The 15263-nt window shown below is 70.8% G+C and carries 15 protein-coding genes, 1 tRNA gene and 1 pseudogene; 9 read left to right on the top strand and 8 right to left on the bottom strand.

Annotated features, from left to right (window positions below; genetic code table 11):
- Positions 1–107 precede the first annotated feature (107 nt).
- A tRNA-Ala gene (locus tag AB0E83_RS00675) sits at positions 108–180 on the top strand.
- A gap of 68 nt (positions 181–248) precedes the next feature.
- Here the strand turns inward: AB0E83_RS00675 and AB0E83_RS00680 are convergent.
- The 3 genes and pseudogenes from AB0E83_RS00680 to AB0E83_RS00690 all read right to left on the bottom strand — a co-directional run.
- Entirely contained in the window at positions 249–653 is a 405-nt protein-coding gene (locus tag AB0E83_RS00680) for a hypothetical protein (protein WP_362103973.1), read from the bottom strand.
- A 28-nt stretch (positions 654–681) separates the two neighbouring features.
- A complete protein-coding gene (locus tag AB0E83_RS00685) occupies positions 682–1581 on the bottom strand; it encodes an RNA polymerase sigma-70 factor (RefSeq protein ID WP_362104264.1) in 900 nt (299 codons plus the stop codon).
- Positions 1582–2034: 453 nt separating this feature from the next.
- Positions 2035–2421 (bottom strand): annotated as a pseudogene (locus AB0E83_RS00690) (FAD-dependent oxidoreductase); the annotation flags it as partial.
- Between the two features lie 261 nt (positions 2422–2682).
- Between AB0E83_RS00690 and AB0E83_RS00695 the strand changes: the two are divergent.
- The gene (locus AB0E83_RS00695) at positions 2683–3057 is read left to right on the top strand and encodes a DUF6344 domain-containing protein (RefSeq protein WP_362103975.1); all 375 of its coding nucleotides are present in this window, start codon (positions 2683–2685) and stop codon (positions 3055–3057) included.
- A 201-nt stretch (positions 3058–3258) separates the two neighbouring features.
- Here AB0E83_RS00695 and AB0E83_RS00700 read toward each other — a convergent pair whose 3' ends face one another.
- Positions 3259–4011 (bottom strand): DUF5324 family protein, encoded by a 753-nt coding sequence (locus AB0E83_RS00700; protein ID WP_362103977.1) that lies wholly within the window; start codon positions 4009–4011, stop codon positions 3259–3261.
- Positions 4012–4263: 252 nt separating this feature from the next.
- Here AB0E83_RS00700 and AB0E83_RS00705 point away from each other — a divergent pair, with 252 nt between their 5' ends.
- Entirely contained in the window at positions 4264–4782 is a 519-nt protein-coding gene (locus tag AB0E83_RS00705; RefSeq protein WP_362104266.1) for a peptidylprolyl isomerase, read from the top strand.
- A gap of 22 nt (positions 4783–4804) precedes the next feature.
- A complete protein-coding gene (locus AB0E83_RS00710; RefSeq protein ID WP_362103979.1) occupies positions 4805–5671 on the top strand; it encodes a rhomboid family intramembrane serine protease in 867 nt (288 codons plus the stop codon).
- 302 nt (positions 5672–5973) lie between these two features.
- Here AB0E83_RS00710 and crgA read toward each other — a convergent pair whose 3' ends face one another.
- The gene (gene crgA, locus AB0E83_RS00715; protein WP_362103981.1) at positions 5974–6228 is read right to left on the bottom strand and encodes a cell division protein CrgA; all 255 of its coding nucleotides are present in this window, start codon (positions 6226–6228) and stop codon (positions 5974–5976) included.
- Positions 6229–6368: 140 nt separating this feature from the next.
- Between crgA and AB0E83_RS00720 the strand changes: the two genes are divergently transcribed.
- From AB0E83_RS00720 to AB0E83_RS00740, 5 genes are all read left to right on the top strand, one after another.
- Positions 6369–7148 carry a DUF881 domain-containing protein gene (locus AB0E83_RS00720; RefSeq protein ID WP_362103983.1) on the top strand — a complete coding sequence of 260 codons (780 nt, stop codon included), beginning with the start codon at positions 6369–6371 and terminating at the stop codon, positions 7146–7148.
- Between the two features lie 105 nt (positions 7149–7253).
- Entirely contained in the window at positions 7254–7415 is a 162-nt protein-coding gene (locus AB0E83_RS00725) for a hypothetical protein (protein ID WP_030493741.1), read from the top strand.
- Positions 7412–8050 carry an aminodeoxychorismate/anthranilate synthase component II gene (locus AB0E83_RS00730; RefSeq protein ID WP_362103985.1) on the top strand — a complete coding sequence of 213 codons (639 nt, stop codon included), beginning with the start codon at positions 7412–7414 and terminating at the stop codon, positions 8048–8050. The genes AB0E83_RS00725 and AB0E83_RS00730 overlap by 4 nt, the downstream gene beginning before the upstream one ends.
- A complete protein-coding gene (locus tag AB0E83_RS00735; protein WP_362103987.1) occupies positions 8047–9381 on the top strand; it encodes a class E sortase in 1335 nt (444 codons plus the stop codon). Before AB0E83_RS00730 ends, AB0E83_RS00735 begins: the two co-directional genes overlap by 4 nt.
- A gap of 36 nt (positions 9382–9417) precedes the next feature.
- Entirely contained in the window at positions 9418–10095 is a 678-nt protein-coding gene (locus AB0E83_RS00740; RefSeq protein WP_362103989.1) for a class E sortase, read from the top strand.
- Between the two features lie 79 nt (positions 10096–10174).
- Here the strand turns inward: AB0E83_RS00740 and pknB are convergent, their stop codons facing one another.
- From pknB to AB0E83_RS00755, 3 genes are all read right to left on the bottom strand, one after another.
- Positions 10175–12208: a Stk1 family PASTA domain-containing Ser/Thr kinase gene (gene pknB, locus AB0E83_RS00745; RefSeq protein WP_362103991.1), complete on the bottom strand. Its 2034-nt coding sequence runs from the start codon at positions 12206–12208 to the stop codon at positions 10175–10177.
- Between the two features lie 158 nt (positions 12209–12366).
- Positions 12367–13827: a penicillin-binding transpeptidase domain-containing protein gene (locus AB0E83_RS00750; protein ID WP_362103992.1), complete on the bottom strand. Its 1461-nt coding sequence runs from the start codon at positions 13825–13827 to the stop codon at positions 12367–12369.
- A complete protein-coding gene (locus AB0E83_RS00755; RefSeq protein ID WP_362103994.1) occupies positions 13824–15263 on the bottom strand; it encodes an FtsW/RodA/SpoVE family cell cycle protein in 1440 nt (479 codons plus the stop codon). The genes AB0E83_RS00750 and AB0E83_RS00755 overlap by 4 nt, the downstream gene beginning before the upstream one ends.

Consider the following 15263-nt stretch of genomic DNA (forward strand, 5'->3'; position numbering starts at 1 on the left):
TTCGCCACTGCGAACCTCGGTCAGCATCTTACGGAGCGTGGTCGTTCCTCGGGAGTCCCCACCTTTTGCCCGGGACAGGGGGAGAACCGGTACGCTGTCCTCGTTCCGGGGCCTTAGCTCAGTTGGTAGAGCGCTGTCTTTGCATGGCAGATGTCAGGGGTTCGACTCCCCTAGGCTCCACCGGACGCAGAATCCCCTCCGACCTGCGGATACGCGGGGCGGAGGGGATTTTCGTGTGCCGGGGTCCCTCAGCGGGCCCGGCCGGGGCCGGTGGCCAGGACGCGGACCAGGTCCAGGGTGCTGAGGACGACCATCACGACGCCCAGCGGCACGTGGAACTCGGGCCGGTGGGCGACGCCCAGGGCGACCTGCGCCGACGCGAGGACGAGGAGCCCGGAGGCGTACAGGATCGGCCGCGGGCTGCCGCCGCCCGGGCGCCAGGCCACTATCGCGGCCAGCACGTACAGCATCGAGGCGGCGTACATCACCCGCGAGCCGACGTCGTGGAGCAGCGCGCCCGTCGGGGAGGTGAGCAGGGCGCCGGCGGTGCCCGCCTGGAAGAACAGGGCCAGCGTCTGGAGGGCGACCGCGGCCCTGACCGTCCTGGGGAGGGCCGTGCCGCGCGGGGCGGCCGTCATGATCGGACCGGACATCCGGTGATCCTTTCGAGCGGGGAGGGCGTCAGCGGAGGGTGAGGGGGGTCTCGGCGGTGACCCGGGCGAGCTTCTCGGGGTTGCGGACGTAGTAGAGGCCGCTGATCCGGCCGTTCTCGACGTGCATCGCCAGGACGCCGTCCAGCTCGCCGTCGACGAGGACGGCGAGCGCCGGGCCGCCGTTGACGGCGGTGAGCTCGGTGGTGACCGTGGCCTCGGCCTTGAGGGAGCCGCCGAGGTAGAAGCGGGTGACCTTGTCGGCGCCGACGACGGGCCGGAGCGCGGCCCGCTTGATCCCGCCGCCGTCGCTGACGAGGACGATGTCGGGCGCGAGCAGGTCCAGGAACTCCTGCGGGTCGCGGGTCTCGATCGCCCGCCGGAAGGACTCCACGGCCGCCCGCGCCTCGCGGGCGGAGACCGTGGTGCGGGGGCGGCGGGCGTCGACGTGCCGGCGGGCGCGGTGGGCGATCTGGCGGACGGCGGCCGGGGTCTTGTCGACGGCGGCGGCGATCTCGTCGTAGCCGACGTCGAAGACCTCGCGCAGGACGAAGACGGCGCGTTCGGTGGGGGTGAGGGTCTCCAGGACCAGCATCATCGCCATCGACACGGACTCGGCGAGCTCGACGTCCTCGGCCACGTCCGGGGCGGTGAGCAGCGGTTCCGGCAGCCAGGGGCCGACGTAGGACTCGCGGCGGCGCTGGAGGGCGCGCAGCCGGTTGAGGGCCTGGCGGGTGGTGATGCGGACGAGGTAGGCCCGCTGGTCGCGGACCTGGGCGAGGTCGACGCCGGTCCAGCGGAGCCAGGTCTCCTGGAGGACGTCCTCGGCGTCGGCGGCCGAGCCGAGCATCTCGTAGGCCACCGTGAAGAGCAGGTTCCGGTGGGCGACGAAGGTCTCGGTCGCCGGATCGGTGCTGGGCGTGCTGGTCATGTTCCCGGTGTCTCCCCGTTCCTCGGTCCGGGCCGGCTGGGCCGCGCGCCCGGCGACGTCCGCGGTGCGGACCGCGCGCTCCCGCAGGCGCCGGGGCCGGTGCTTGCCGTCCTTGGGCCAGGAGTGCGCGCCGGGCTCACGGGCCTCGTCGGCCAGGTGCTTGACGCTGAGCGCGCAGGCGAGTTCCTTGAGCTTCGCCCCCGCGCGCCCGCCGACGAAGAGTCTCATCGCCCGGTCGTCCTTGTGGGCGATCTGGAAGATCGCCGTGCGCCGGCCGAAGCTGAGGCACATCGCGTGGAACGCCATGTCCACGGGCTCGGGGCGGCGGCCCGCGATCCGGGCCGGCACGGTGTCGGCGGCGTGGGCGCCGAGGCAGCCGGCGACGTGGGCGCTCATCCGGAACGGCAGGTCCGAGGGGGCCGCGGAGTCCCCGGCCGCGACGGCGTCCCGCAGCCGTTCGGCCGGCTCCGGTTCGGCGACGTGGTGGGCGTGCTCGGCGGCGCCGGGCACCTCGGGGCGCGCGGCGGTGCTGCCGACCGCGTGGACCAGGTGGTCGTAGGAGAGCGTGGCGCCCGACTCCAGGGTCACCACGCGCGCGTGGGCGTCGATCCGGTCCACGGAGCCGACGACCGGCCGGACCCGCTCCGCCGGCACCTCGTCGTACCGGACGACCGCGGGGTGGCTGCCGCCGACCAGCTGGTGGAGGCGGAGCCGGGCGACGAGCGACGGGCGCGGGTTGATCAGGGACACGGTCACGTCGTCGCGCCGGGTGAGCCGGTCGGCCGCCATGACTCCGGCGTACCCGCCGCCGATCACGGCCACTTCGGTGCTGCCGCCCATGGTGTCTCCTCCGTCTTCAGGGGGTCGACCTCAAGACACCGCGGGGTCGTCGCCTGTGACGTAGGTGTGACGGGGATCACCGACAGGGGGACGGGGCGGAGCGTGGTTGCGCCGGACGGGTGGTGTTCATCGGAAGAACTGCGCGGCCACGGCGTCGCTCAGCCGGAAACCAGGGCTCGTACAGATCATGAGAAAGGTATGTAAAGCGCGCAACCTGAAATGAACCATCCGAGAACGCCACAGAAGCGAAAGTGAGGGGCCATGGCCGCCGCCAAGGTCAAGCAGTTCTGGACCGCCTTCATCTCCGTCCTCTTCGCCCTGCTCGCCTCCGTCGGCCTGGCGGCCCCGGCCGCCGCCCAGGGCCAGGCACCGGTCTCCCAGCCCGAGGAGCCGGCCACTCCCGCCGCCCCCGCCGCCCCCGTCGCCGCCGCGGAGCGCGCCGCGACCATCGGGCAGCAGAGGCGCGCGGAGCCCTGGTACCCCCTCCCGCAGGGCTCGCTGCCGCCCACCATCAAGCAGCGCATCGCCGCCGAGGCGCACGGTTCCTCGCCCTCCGCCCGGCACCTGCGGGCCGCCGCGCCGCTCGCCGGTGACCCGGTCGCGCTGACCGAACTGGCCCTCGCGGCGGCCGCCTAGGGCGCGAGGAGAGCGCGAAGCCTCCCTCCCCGCGCCCCGGACCGCCCCGTACCCCGGACCGCCCGGGACGGCCGACCGGCCGAACGGACGGACCACCCGGAACAGGCGCGACAGTCGGTTCAGCCGGCACAGCCAGATCAACCGGCACAGTCAGATCAGCCAGATCAACCAGACCCGGGGAAACCGGGGAACGGTTCCAGGTCAGCGGCGCTCGTCGGGCTCCGTGGACTCGGTCTCCGTCTCCGCCTCGATCCCGGACACGGTCCCGGTCTCGACCTCGACGTCACCGTCGGCCTCCGTGACCACCGCCGTACCGGCCTCGGCCTCCGCGCCCGTGAGCACCTCCGACGCGGACGGCATGCCCGAGCCCTCGTCCACCTCGGTGGGAGCGGGCGGCTCGACCAGCCAGTCGGGGTTGGCCTGCTTGTCCCACCACTTCCAGGCGGCGCACGCGGCGCCGACCAGCACGCCGAAGACGGCGAGCCCCTTGAAGAGGCGCCCGGCCCTGGCCCGGCGCTCATGCTTCCTCACGATCTTCCGGACGTCGTCCGGCGTCACCTGACCGCGCAGCGCGGCCCAGGCGGCAGTGGAACGCGACCCGGCCTCCTCCAGGACGGGACCGGTCGCGGCGACCGCGTGCTCGACACGCGGAACGGTGTAGTCGGCCACCTGATGGGCGACCGAGCGGGTCCGGGCCGCCGCGCGATGCGCGGCCTCGTCGACCCCCGGCGGCACATGAGGCGCCACGTACGCGGCGTACTGCGCACGGGCCTGTGCGCGCGCCTGCCGAGCGGCGCTCGACACCTTGGGTGCGAGCCGCACCCGCGCCTCGTGCGCATAGTGCGCGGCCTGGTCCTTGGCCGTGCCGGCGTACGGCGCCACCACGTCCGCGGCGTGCAGGACGCTCTCCTTCGCCGAATCCGTCGCGGCGCGCACGCTGTCCATGCGAGTCACGGGTTCCTCCTCCTCGGTGGCGAGCGATATCGGTTTTTCACCTTTCCACCCTTTTCGGCATCATGCCTGCCGGAGCGGACTCCGGCATGCGGGGCGGGCATCCGGGGCACGCGGGCGTGCCGGACGGCGGAGACGGGCATGCCGGGGCGCGGCGCCGGGCATGCGAGGATCGTCCCGCCAGAGCCGCGGGCGCGTGAGGCGTTCCGCTCCGTGGCGTGACGCACGATCAGGGAGGGAAGGCGGACCGTGGCCATGCCGTACGCGATCCTCAAGACCAGCGCGGGCGACATCGAGGTGCGCCTGTTGCCGTTCCACGCGCCGAAGACGGTGCGGAACTTCGTCGAGCTCGCCACCGGCGCGCGCGAGTGGACCCACCCGGGCACCGGGCAGGTCTCCCGGGACCCCCTCTACGACGGCACGGTCTTCCACCGGGTCATCGGCGACTTCATGATCCAGGGCGGCGACCCGCTGGGCACCGGAACGGGCGGCCCGGGGTACGAGTTCGCCGACGAGTTCCACCCCGAGCTGTGGTTCGACCGGCCGTACCTGCTGGCGATGGCCAACGCGGGGCCGGGCACCAACGGTTCCCAGTTCTTCATCACGGTCGGCCCCGCGACCTGGCTGAACCGCAAGCACACCATCTTCGGCGAGGTCGTGGATCCCAAGAGCCGGGCGGTGGTGGACGCCATCGCGGCGGTCCCCACCGACGCGCAGACCCAGCGGCCCCTGACGGACGTCGTGGTCGAGTCCGTGGTGATCGAGCAGCGCTGACCCGGAAGGACGGGCCCCGCCCATGGACGCGCAGTCCGGACTCCAGCCCTGCTACCGCCACCCCGGAACCGAGACGGGCATCCGCTGCACCCGCTGCGAGAAGCCCGTCTGTCCGGAGTGCATGATCTCCGCCTCGGTCGGCTTCCAGTGCCCCGACTGCGTCCGCGGCGGTTCGGGCACCGGCCACGCGGCCGGCGCCAACCGGCCGAGGACGCTCGCCGGCGGCCGGGTCAGGAGCGACGACCGGCTGGTCACCAAGGTCCTCATCGGGATCAACCTGCTCGTCTACGTCCTCGTCCTGGTCGGCGGGGACCGGATCGTCGCCGAGCTCGAACTGGTCGGCCGCGCCTTCGAGCCGCTGCTCGGCGAGAACATCGGGGTCGCGTTCGGGGAGTGGTACCGGCTGCTCACCGCCACGGTCCTGCACCAGGAGCCGTGGCACATCCTCCTCAACCTGCTCGGCCTGTGGATGATCGGCGGGGTCGTCGAGCCCGAGCTGGGCCGGTCCCGGTACGCCCTGCTGTGCCTGCTCTCCGGCCTGTCCGGCTCGGTCCTCGCCTATGTCGTCGCCGCCCCGAACCAGCCCTCGCTGGGCGCCTCGGGGATCGTCTTCGGCCTGATCGGCGCGTGGGCGGTGCTGGACCGGCGGCTGCGCCACGACATGGGGCCGGTGGCCCTCTTCGTGGCCCTCTCCCTGGTGATGACGTTCACCCGTCCGGGGATCTCCTGGGAGGGACACATCGGCGGTCTCCTGGCGGGCGCCCTGGTGACGTTCGTGTTCGTGTACGCGCCCAGGGCCCGCCGGAACCTCGTGCAGTACGGCGCCTGTGGATTGCTGCTGCTGATCGAGGTGGGGATCGTCCTGGCCCGAACGGCGGCGCTCAGCTGAGCACACAGGGCTGTGGAAGAGCTGGGAGCCGAGCTTTCCCCAGAGTTATCCACAGTGTGTGGCGAGTTCTCCCCAGTGCGTGAGGAACGATTGAGCCCCCTACCTCTGACCTGGGGATTCTCCCAGGAGGTAGGGGGCTCCGCACTGCTGTGGAAAAGTGTTCGCGGTCATACCGGCGTCAACCCGGTGTGAGTTATCCACAGATCTTCGTAAGTTATCCAGTGCTGTGCACAATGCTGTGGATAAACTCTGGGGTGAGCTTGACGGCGGACAGGCGGACCCGCTACACGCCGCTAAGGGGCTCACTTCCACTGGGTGGAGACGCCGAACCCGGCCGCGATGAAGCCGAAGCCGACCACGATGTTCCAGTTCCGGATCGACTCGACCGGAAGAGAACCGTCGGTGACGTAGAAGACCACGATCCACACCAGGCCGATGGCGAACAGGGCCAGCATCACCGGGGCGACCCAGCTGCGGTTCGTCAGCTTGATGTTGGCGGCCTGCTTCGTCGGCGGAGGCGTGTAGTCGGCCTTCTTGCGGATCCGTGACTTCGGCACGAGGGACTCTCCTGTCGATGCGCTGCGTGACCGCGCAGGGAACTGTGGCTGTCGCCGGGATGTGACGTAGCAGGTCGACTGCGCCCCCCGGGCGTCCGTTAGCGTAGTGGTTCCGCGGCGCAGAAGGGGATCAGGGTACGTTGAGCAATTCCGCCGACACTCCGGGCGAACCCCCCGCCGGACCGGGCCGCACCACTCGCTGGCGCCCCGTCCGGCTGCTCACCCTCGCCGTCTTCGCCCTCGCCGGCCTGATCTTCGTCACCAGCTTCAACACCGCCAAGGGCACCAACATCCGCACGGACGCCTCCCTGCTGAGGCTCTCCGACCTCATCGAGGAACGCAGCCACAAGAACGCCGGCCTCGACGAGACCACCGCCGCCCTGCGCGGCGAGGTCGACGCCCTCGCCGCCCGCGACGACGGCTCCACGGCCGCCGAGGACCGGCGCCTGAAGGCCCTGGAGACCGCCGCCGGCACCACCGGGATCTCCGGCCCCGGCCTCACCGTCACCCTGAACGACGCCCCGCCCGGCGCCCAGGCCGCCCCCGGCTACCCCGAACCGCAGGCCAACGACCTCGTCATCCACCAGCAGGACCTCCAGGCCGTCGTCAACGCCCTGTGGGCGGGCGGCGCCGAGGGCATCCGCGTCATGGACCAGCGGCTCATCTCCACCAGCGCGGTCCGCTGCGTCGGCAACACCCTCATCCTCCAGGGCCGCGTCTACTCGCCGCCCTACAGGATCACCGCCGTCGGTGACCGGGGAAAGCTGGAGAAGGCCCTCGCCGACTCCCCGGCGCTCCAGAACTACCAGCTCTACGTGAAGGCCTACGGGCTCGGCTGGAAGGTCGACGACCACAAGGACGTCACCCTCCCCGGCTACACCGGCGCCGTCGACCTCCACCACGCGAGGCCCGCCGCGTAGAACCTCCGGGGACGGGTCGTCCACAGGCTTCGGACAGCGTCCCCCCGACGGCGCCCTCGCCCCGTACTCTGGTGCCCGTAACGAACGGAAGGGGCGGCGGACGTCATGTACGGATGGATCTGGCGGCATCTGCCGGGCAACGCCTGGGTGAAGGCGCTGATCTCGGTCGTGCTGGTCCTGGCGGTCGTCTACGTCCTCTTCCAGTACGTGTTCCCCTGGGCGGAGCCCCTGCTTCCGTTCAACGATGTGACGGTGGACGGCCAGTGAGCGCGCGAATTCTCGTCGTCGACAACTACGACAGCTTCGTCTTCAACCTCGTGCAGTACCTGTACCAGCTCGGCGCCGAGTGCGAGGTGCTCCGCAACGACGAGGTGGAGCTGAGCCACGCCCAGGACGGCTTCGACGGCGTGCTGCTGTCGCCCGGCCCGGGCTCCCCCGAGGAGGCCGGGGTCTGCGTCGACATGGTGCGGCACTGCGCCGCCACCGGGGTGCCGGTCTTCGGCGTCTGCCTCGGCATGCAGTCGATGGCGGTGGCCTACGGCGGCGTCGTCGACCGCGCCCCCGAGCTGCTGCACGGCAAGACCTCGCCGGTCGTCCACGACGGCAAGGGCGTCTTCGCGGGCCTCCCCTCGCCGTTCACGGCCACCCGCTACCACTCGCTCGCCGCCGAGCCGGCCGCCCTGCCCGCCGAGCTGGAGGTCACCGCGCGGACCGAGGACGGCATCATCATGGGCCTCCGTCACCGCGAACTGCCCGTCGAGGGCGTCCAGTTCCACCCCGAGTCGGTGCTCACCGAGCACGGCCACCTGATGCTCGCCAACTGGCTGGAGCGGTGCGGGGACGAGGGAGCGGTCGGCCGGTCGGCGGGGCTCGCGCCGGTGGTGGGCAAGGCCGTCGCGTGACCACGGGCTCGCCGTGGTTCCGGGCCTCCGAGCCGCCCGGCACCGAGCCGATACCCCAGGAGCCCGCGCCCGGGCCGTACGAGCGGGACCCGTACGACCACGGCCGGCCGGACCCGCACCCGTACCGGCCCGAGCCGACGCACGGGGGCGGGCTCGGGACCGGGTATGAGAACGGCTACGGCGACCGGGCCGCGTACGGGTACGAGACGGCGCCCCCCGGGTACGGGACGACGGCCCCGACGTACGAGGCCCCGACGACGGCCTACGAAGCCCCCACGGCGTACGAGACCCCGACGACGGCGTACGAGGCCCCGCCAGCGGCCTACGGGGCGCCGCCGGCCCCGGCGCGCCCGGCGGCCCCGGGGAACCCGGCGGCGGCCCCGGAGGTGCCCCGGGAGACCGCGTACGAGCCCGTACGCGAGCCGTACCGGGCCGGGGAGACCCAGGAGCTGCCGGAGGTCGCCGAGGAGGCTCCGAGGCCCGTGGAGCCCCTTCCCGGGCCCGGGCGGGCCGAGCGGCGCCGGGCCGCCGCCAAGCAGGGCCGCGGCAAGGGCCGCCGGGCCGCCGCCCCGGCCCCCGGAAGCGGCGGCGGACCGGGCCCCGGCGGTGCCGAGCGGCCCCTCTCGCGGGTCGAGGCCCGGCGCGCCGCCAGGGAGGCCAAGGCGGCCAAGGACAGCCTCGGCGTCGTCGTCGGCGAGCTGTTCATCACCCTCGGCGTCGTCATGCTCCTCTTCGTCGCCTACCAGCTGTGGTGGACCAACGTCCTCGCCGGCCAGGAGACCAACCAGGCCAAGGAGAAGATCGAGGACACCTGGGCCAAGGGCGAGACCAAGCCGGACGTCTTCGCCCCCGGCGAGGGCTTCGCCATCATGTACATCCCCAAGCTGGACGTCGTCGTCCCCGTCGCCGAGGGCATCGACAAGACCAAGGTCCTCGACAAGGGCATGGTCGGCCACTACGCCGAGGGGAGGCTCAAGACCGCCATGCCCTCCGACAAGGAGGGCAACTTCGCGGTCGCCGGCCACCGCAACACCCACGGCGAACCGTTCCGCTACATCAACCGCCTCAAGCCCGGCGACCCCATCGTGGTCGAGACCCAGGACGCCTACTACACCTACGAGATGGCGAGCATCCTGCCGCAGACCGCGCCCTCGAACATCGCCGTCATCGACCCGATCCCCAAGGGCTCCGGCTTCACCGAGCCCGGCCGGTACATCACGCTGACCACCTGCACCCCCGAGTTCACCAGCACCTACCGGATGATCGTCTGGGGAAAGCTGGTCGAGGAACGCCCGCGCAGCAAGGGAAAGCCGACGGCGCTCGTAGGCTGAGACCCCACACCTCCAGAAGGGACGAGGGCCGACCCAGTGTCACGCGCGCGCAACCGGATCGCCGGGCTCATCAGCGTCTTCGGCGAACTCCTCATCACAGCCGGCCTCGTGCTCGGGCTCTTCGTCGTCTACTCGCTGTGGTGGACGAACGTCCTCGCCGACCGCGCGGCCGACAAGGAGGGCGCGCAGGTCCGCGGCGAGTGGGCCGACCAGGGCCCCGGCGCTCTCGACACCAAGGGCGGGCTCGGCTTCCTCCACGTCCCCGCCTTCGGCGACGACGAGATCCTCGTGAAGCGGGGCACCGAGAGCTCCGTCCTCAACAACGGGGTCGCCGGCTACTACACCGAGCCGGTCAAGTCGGCCCTCCCGCAGGACGCGAAGGGCAACTTCACGCTCGCCGCCCACCGCGACGGCCACGGCGCCAAGTTCCACAACATCCACAAGTTGAAGAACGGCGATCCGATCGTCTTCGAGTCCAAGGACACCTGGTACGTCTACAAGGTCTACAAGACCCTCCCGGAGACCACGAAGTACAACGTGGACGTCCTCCAGCCGGTCCCCGAGGAGTCCGGGAAGAAGAAGCCCGGCCGGTACATCACCCTCACCACCTGCACCCCCATGTACACCTCGGACTACCGCTACATCGTCTGGGGCGAACTGGCCCGCACCGAGAAGGTCGACGCGAACCGCACGCCGCCGGCCGAGCTCCGCTGACGGACGCGGCCGGCGGAAAGGGGAGAGCCCCGGAGTCCTCGACAGGACTCCGGGGCTCTCCCCTTCGCGCGGGGGCCGGCTAGTCGAACCAGCCGCCGATGTTGCCGTCGCCGTTGTTGTCGCCACCACCGGGCTGCTGGCCGCCGTTGCCGCCGTTCGCCTCCGCGGTGAGCAAGGTGACCGTGTCGCCCGGCTTGACCGTCGACCCGGCAGGCGGGTTCGACTGGAAGACCCGGGCGTCGTCCTTGTCGACACCGGCCACGACGACCGTGACGCCCTGGCCCTGGAGGTTGTCCCGGACCTCCTTGAGCGTCTTGCCGATGATGTCGGCCGGGATCGTGATCTGCGGCACCGCGGGGCCCTTGGAGACCTTCAGGGTGATCTCCACGCTCACCGGCTGGTTGGTGTTGCCCGGCGGGTTCTGCTCCAGGACCGTGCCCTTGGGCTTGTCGCTGTCGACCTCCTCCTGCTTCACGTTGGCGAAGCCGAGGCCGTTCAGCTGCTGGAGCGCCAGGCTGATGTCGCGGTCCGTCACCAGCGGCAGGTTCGTCAGCTTCTGCTTGGCGATGGTGAGGGTCACCTCGGAGTTCTTCTCGGCCTTGGTGCCGTTCTGCGGGTTCTGCCGCAGGACGGTGCCCGGGTCCTCGTCGGACTCCTCCTCCTCGACCTTGACCTTGAAGCCCTTGCCCTCCAGGGTCTCCTTCGCCCGCTGGAGCGACTGCTCCTGGACGTCCGGGACCTCCACGAGCGGAGCGCCCTCGGAGACCCACACCTGGATGGTGCCGTCGACCTCCATCTTGGAGACGCCGTCGGCGACCGGGTTCTGGCGGCAGATCGCGCCGGTGGGCTGCTCGCAGCGCTCGCTGCCCGCCTCCACCACCTTCACCTGCGCGTTGGCCTCGGCCCGCTTCGCCTCGTCCATGGTCTGGCCGACGAGCTGCGGCACCGTGGTCTGCTGCGGGGTGTCGTTGGTGTTCATGAGGTACTGGGCGATGAAGATCGCACCGACGAGCACCAGGACACCGCAGAGCACCAGCAGGATCGTCGAGGCGTTCGACTTCTTCTGGTTGCCGCGGCGGCGGTCCGGACGGTCGTCGTAGCCGTCGTACCCGCCGTAGCCCCCGCCGTCCGGCGGGACCGGCGGCATCATCGAGGTCTGGCCGACCGGGTCGGCCTGGCGCAGCGCCGTCGTCTGCTGGTCCTCCGGCGGGTAGCCGTAGCCGTTGTACGCCGGGGCGCCCGCCATGCCCATCGCGGCGGCGGCCGCGACCGGCTGCCCGTCGAGGCACGCCTCGATGTCCGCGCGCATCTCGTCGGCGGACTGGTAGCGGTAGTCGGGGTCCTTGACCAGCGCCTTGAGGACGATGGCGTCCATCTCGGGCGTGATCTCGGCGTCGAAGTTGCTCGGCGGCTGCGGCTCCTCCCGGACGTGCTGGTAGGCGACGGCCACCGGGGAGTCGCCGATGAACGGCGGCCGGACGGTGAGCAGTTCGTACAGCAGGCAGCCGGTGGAGTACAGGTCGGAGCGGGCGTCGACCTGCTCGCCCTTGGCCTGCTCGGGGGAGAGGTACTGGGCGGTGCCGATGACCGCGGCGGTCTGCGTCATGGTCATGCCCGCGTCGCCCATGGCGCGCGCGATGCCGAAGTCCATGACCTTGACCTGGCCGGTGCGGGTCAGCATCACGTTCGCGGGCTTGATGTCGCGGTGCACGATGCCGGCGCGGTGCGAGTACTCCAGCGCCTGGAGGATGCCGACGGTCATCTCCAGGGTGCGCTCGGGCAGCAGCTTGCGGCCGGAGTGCAGCAGCTCGCGCAGCGTCGACCCGTCCACGTACTCCATCACGATGTACGGGATGGAGACCCCGTCGACGTAGTCCTCGCCGGTGTCGTAGACGGCGACGATCGCCGGGTGGTTCAGGGAGGCGGCGGACTGTGCCTCACGGCGGAACCGGGCCTGGAAGGACGGGTCACGGGCGAGGTCGGCCCGCAGCGTCTTCACGGCGACGGTGCGGCCGAGCCGGGTGTCCTGGGCGAGGTACACCTCGGCCATGCCACCGCGGCCGAGCACCGAGCCCAGCTCGTACCGGCCGCCGAGGCGACGCGGCTCTTCCATAGCTAATCCAGCCCTCTCCGTCTGTCCCGACCGCACCCATGGGTGGTCCGGCGGTGTGTGCTGTCCGCGCATACGCTACCGGCCCCGGGGAGCCGTACCGCCCGCGTGGGGCAGCTGATACCTGACCGGTACCTGGCGGGCACCGGCCCTTTGCAAGATCAGCCGCGGCTCTTCAGAACGGCCTTCATGACCGCCTTCGCGATCGGCGCGGCGAGACCGCCACCGCTGATGTCCTCACGGCCGACACCCTCGGCGTCCTCGACGATCACGGCGACGGCGACGGGCGAGCCCTGGTCGGTCTTGGCGTACGAGATGAACCACGCGTAGGGACGCTTGGCGTTCTTCTCGCCGTGCTGCGCGGTACCGGTCTTGCCGCCGACCTTCACGCCGTCCATGTTCAGGTCGGCCTTGCCGCCGGTGCCGTTGGAGACGACGTTCTCCATCATGGCCTGGAGCTTCTGCGCGTTCTCCGGGGAGACCGGCTGGCTCATCTCCTCCGGCTCGTTCTGCTTGATCACGTCCAGGTTCGGCGCGCGCAGCTGGTCGATCATGTACGGCTTCATCAGCTTGCCGTCGTTGGCGATCGCCGCCGTGACCATCGCCATCTGGAGCGGGGTGGTCGCGGTGTTGAACTGGCCGATGGAGGAGAGCGCGTTGCCGCCGCGGTCGGCCTTCTTGTCGTAGACCGAGGCGGAGGAACGGACCGGCGTGAACTGCTCGGCGTTGAAGCCGAACTTCTCCGCCATCTCGTTCATCTTCTCGACGCCGACGTCGTCACCGAGCTTGGCGAAGACCGAGTTGCAGGAGATCCGCAGCGCCTCGTTGAGGCTGGCGTTGGCACAGCCGCCCGAGTGGTTCTTCATCGGGATCGTGGAGAGCGGGATCTTCCAGCCCTCGGGGGTGTCCGTCGCCGCGTCGATGTCCGTGACCTTGCCGGCCTCCAGCGCGGCGGCGGCCGTCACCACCTTGAAGACGGAGCCGGGCGGGTAGATCTCGCGCAGCGCGCGGTTCTGCATCGGCTTCGACTTGTCCTCGGTGAGCTTGACCCAGGCCTTCTCGTCGTTGCTGCCCGCGATGGTCGACGGGTCGTACGAGGGCGTGGACGCCAGCGCCAGGATCTTGCCGGTCGACGGCTCGATGGCGACGACGGCGCCGGTGTTGCCGCCGAGGCCCTCGAAGGCGGCCTTCTGGGCGGCGCCGTTGAGGGTGGTGACGACGTCGCCGCCCTTCTTCTTCTCGCCGGTGAACATGGCGAGGGTGCGGTCGAAGAAGAGCCGGTCGTCGTTGCCGGTGAGGATGCCGTCCTCGATCTTCTCGATGAAGTTGGCGTCGTACACCTGCGAGGCGTAGCCGGTGACCGGCGCCCACATGGGGCCGTTCACATAGGTCCGCTTGTACTTGTAGTAATTGCCCCCGGAGTCGACGGAGCCGGTGATCGGCTTGCCGTCGACGATGATGTTGCCGCGCTCGTTGGCGTACCGCTCGATGCGGACGCGCGTGTTCTTCGGGTGCGCGTTCAGCTCGTCGGCGCGGACGAACTGGAGCCAGTTGTCGCGCACGAGCAGGGCGAGGACGAGCAGGCCGCAGAAGATCGCGACCCGGCGCAGCGGCTTGTTCACGGACGGACCACCTGGGTCATCTCGGCGTCGGGATTCGGGGCGGGGGAGGGCGCCGGACGGCGCGCGGTGTCGCTGATCCGGATCAGGATGCCGATCAGGGCCCAGTTGGCGATCACGGACGAACCGCCGTACGCGAGGAACGGCATCGTCATGCCGGTGAGCGGGATGAGGCCCATCACACCGCCGGCGACGACGAAGATCTGCAGCGCGAAGGCGCCGGACAGGCCCATCGCGAGCAGCTTGCCGAACGGGTCCCGGGCGGCGAGGGCGGTACGGATGCCGCGCTCGATGATCAGGCCGTACAGCAGCAGGAAGACCATGACGCCGGTCAGGCCGAGCTCCTCGCCGACAGTGGCGAAGATGAAGTCGGAGTTGGCGGCGAACTGGATCAGGTCCGAGTTGCCCTGGCCGAGGCCGGTGCCGAGGATGCCGCCGGAACCGAACGACATGAGCACCTGCGTCATCTGGTCGCAGGCGTTCAGCATGTTCTGGTCGGTGGCGGTCTCCAGGCAGCCGAAGGGGTCGAGCCAGGCCGCCACACGCGACTTCACGTGGCCGGCCGTGGAACCGACGGCCACCGCGCCGGCGACGGCCATCAGCAGACCCATGACGATCCAGCTGGTCCGCTCGGTCGCCACGTACAGCATGATCACGAACATGCCGAAGAACAGCAGCGAGGTGCCGAGATCGTTCTCGAAGACCAGGATGAGGAGGCTGACTCCCCAGATCGTGAGGATCGGACCGAGGTCACGGCCGCGCGGCAGGTAGAGCCCCATGAAGCGGCGGCTGGCCAGCGCCAGCGCGTCCCGCTTCACCATCAGGTAGCCGGAGAAGAACACGGCGAGGACGATCTTGGCGAACTCACCGGGCTGGATCGAGAAGCCGCCGATGCGGATCCAGATCTTGGCGCCGAAGCTGTCGGTGCCGAGCCCCGGCACGAGCGGCAGCAGCAGGAGGACGAGGGCGGCGGCCATGGAGATGTACGTGTAGCGCTGGAGGACCCGGTGGTCCTTGAGCAGCAGCAGCACGCCGACGAACATGGCGATGCCGATCGCCGAGTACATCATCTGGCTGGGCGCGTCGGGGCTGAAGGAGCCGTACCGGTTCATCGACTGGGCGATCAGCCGCGGCGACTGGTCCAGCCGCCAGATCAGCACCAGGCCCATGCCGTTGAGCAGGGTCGCCAGCGGGAGCAGCAGCGGGTCGGCGTACGGGGCCCACTTGCGCACCACGAGGTGGGCGACGGTCGCGAGCAGGGCCAGGCCGAGTCCGTACCCGAGCATGCCGGACGGGACCTCGCCGTCCAGCGCGAGGCCCACGTTGAGGTACGCGAACACCGGGATGGCGACGGCGAAGCCGAGCAGCGCCAGCTCGGTGTTGCGGCGGCTCGGCGCTTCGATCGCGCCGATGGTGGTCGTGTTGGTGACAACGCTCAT

It is taken from the genome of Streptomyces sp. NPDC035033, from assembly GCF_040636735.1.
In the GTDB taxonomy this organism is placed as follows: Bacteria; Actinomycetota; Actinomycetes; order Streptomycetales; family Streptomycetaceae; genus Streptomyces.

What these genes read in the sequence shown, in the direction of transcription:
- AB0E83_RS00680 (WP_362103973.1), bottom strand. Translation starts at nt 653, where the DNA reads ATGTCCGGTCCGATCATGACGGCCGCCCCGCGCGGCACGGCCCTCCCC.
- AB0E83_RS00685 (WP_362104264.1), bottom strand. Translation starts at nt 1,581, where the DNA reads ATGACCAGCACGCCCAGCACCGATCCGGCGACCGAGACCTTCGTCGCC.
- AB0E83_RS00695 (WP_362103975.1), top strand. Translation starts at nt 2,683, where the DNA reads ATGGCCGCCGCCAAGGTCAAGCAGTTCTGGACCGCCTTCATCTCCGTC.
- AB0E83_RS00705 (WP_362104266.1), top strand. Translation starts at nt 4,264, where the DNA reads ATGCCGTACGCGATCCTCAAGACCAGCGCGGGCGACATCGAGGTGCGC.
- AB0E83_RS00710 (WP_362103979.1), top strand. Translation starts at nt 4,805, where the DNA reads ATGGACGCGCAGTCCGGACTCCAGCCCTGCTACCGCCACCCCGGAACC.
- AB0E83_RS00725 (WP_030493741.1), top strand. Translation starts at nt 7,254, where the DNA reads ATGTACGGATGGATCTGGCGGCATCTGCCGGGCAACGCCTGGGTGAAG.
- pknB (WP_362103991.1), bottom strand. Translation starts at nt 12,208, where the DNA reads ATGGAAGAGCCGCGTCGCCTCGGCGGCCGGTACGAGCTGGGCTCGGTG.
- AB0E83_RS00755 (WP_362103994.1), bottom strand. Translation starts at nt 15,263, where the DNA reads ATGAGCGTTGTCACCAACACGACCACCATCGGCGCGATCGAAGCGCCG.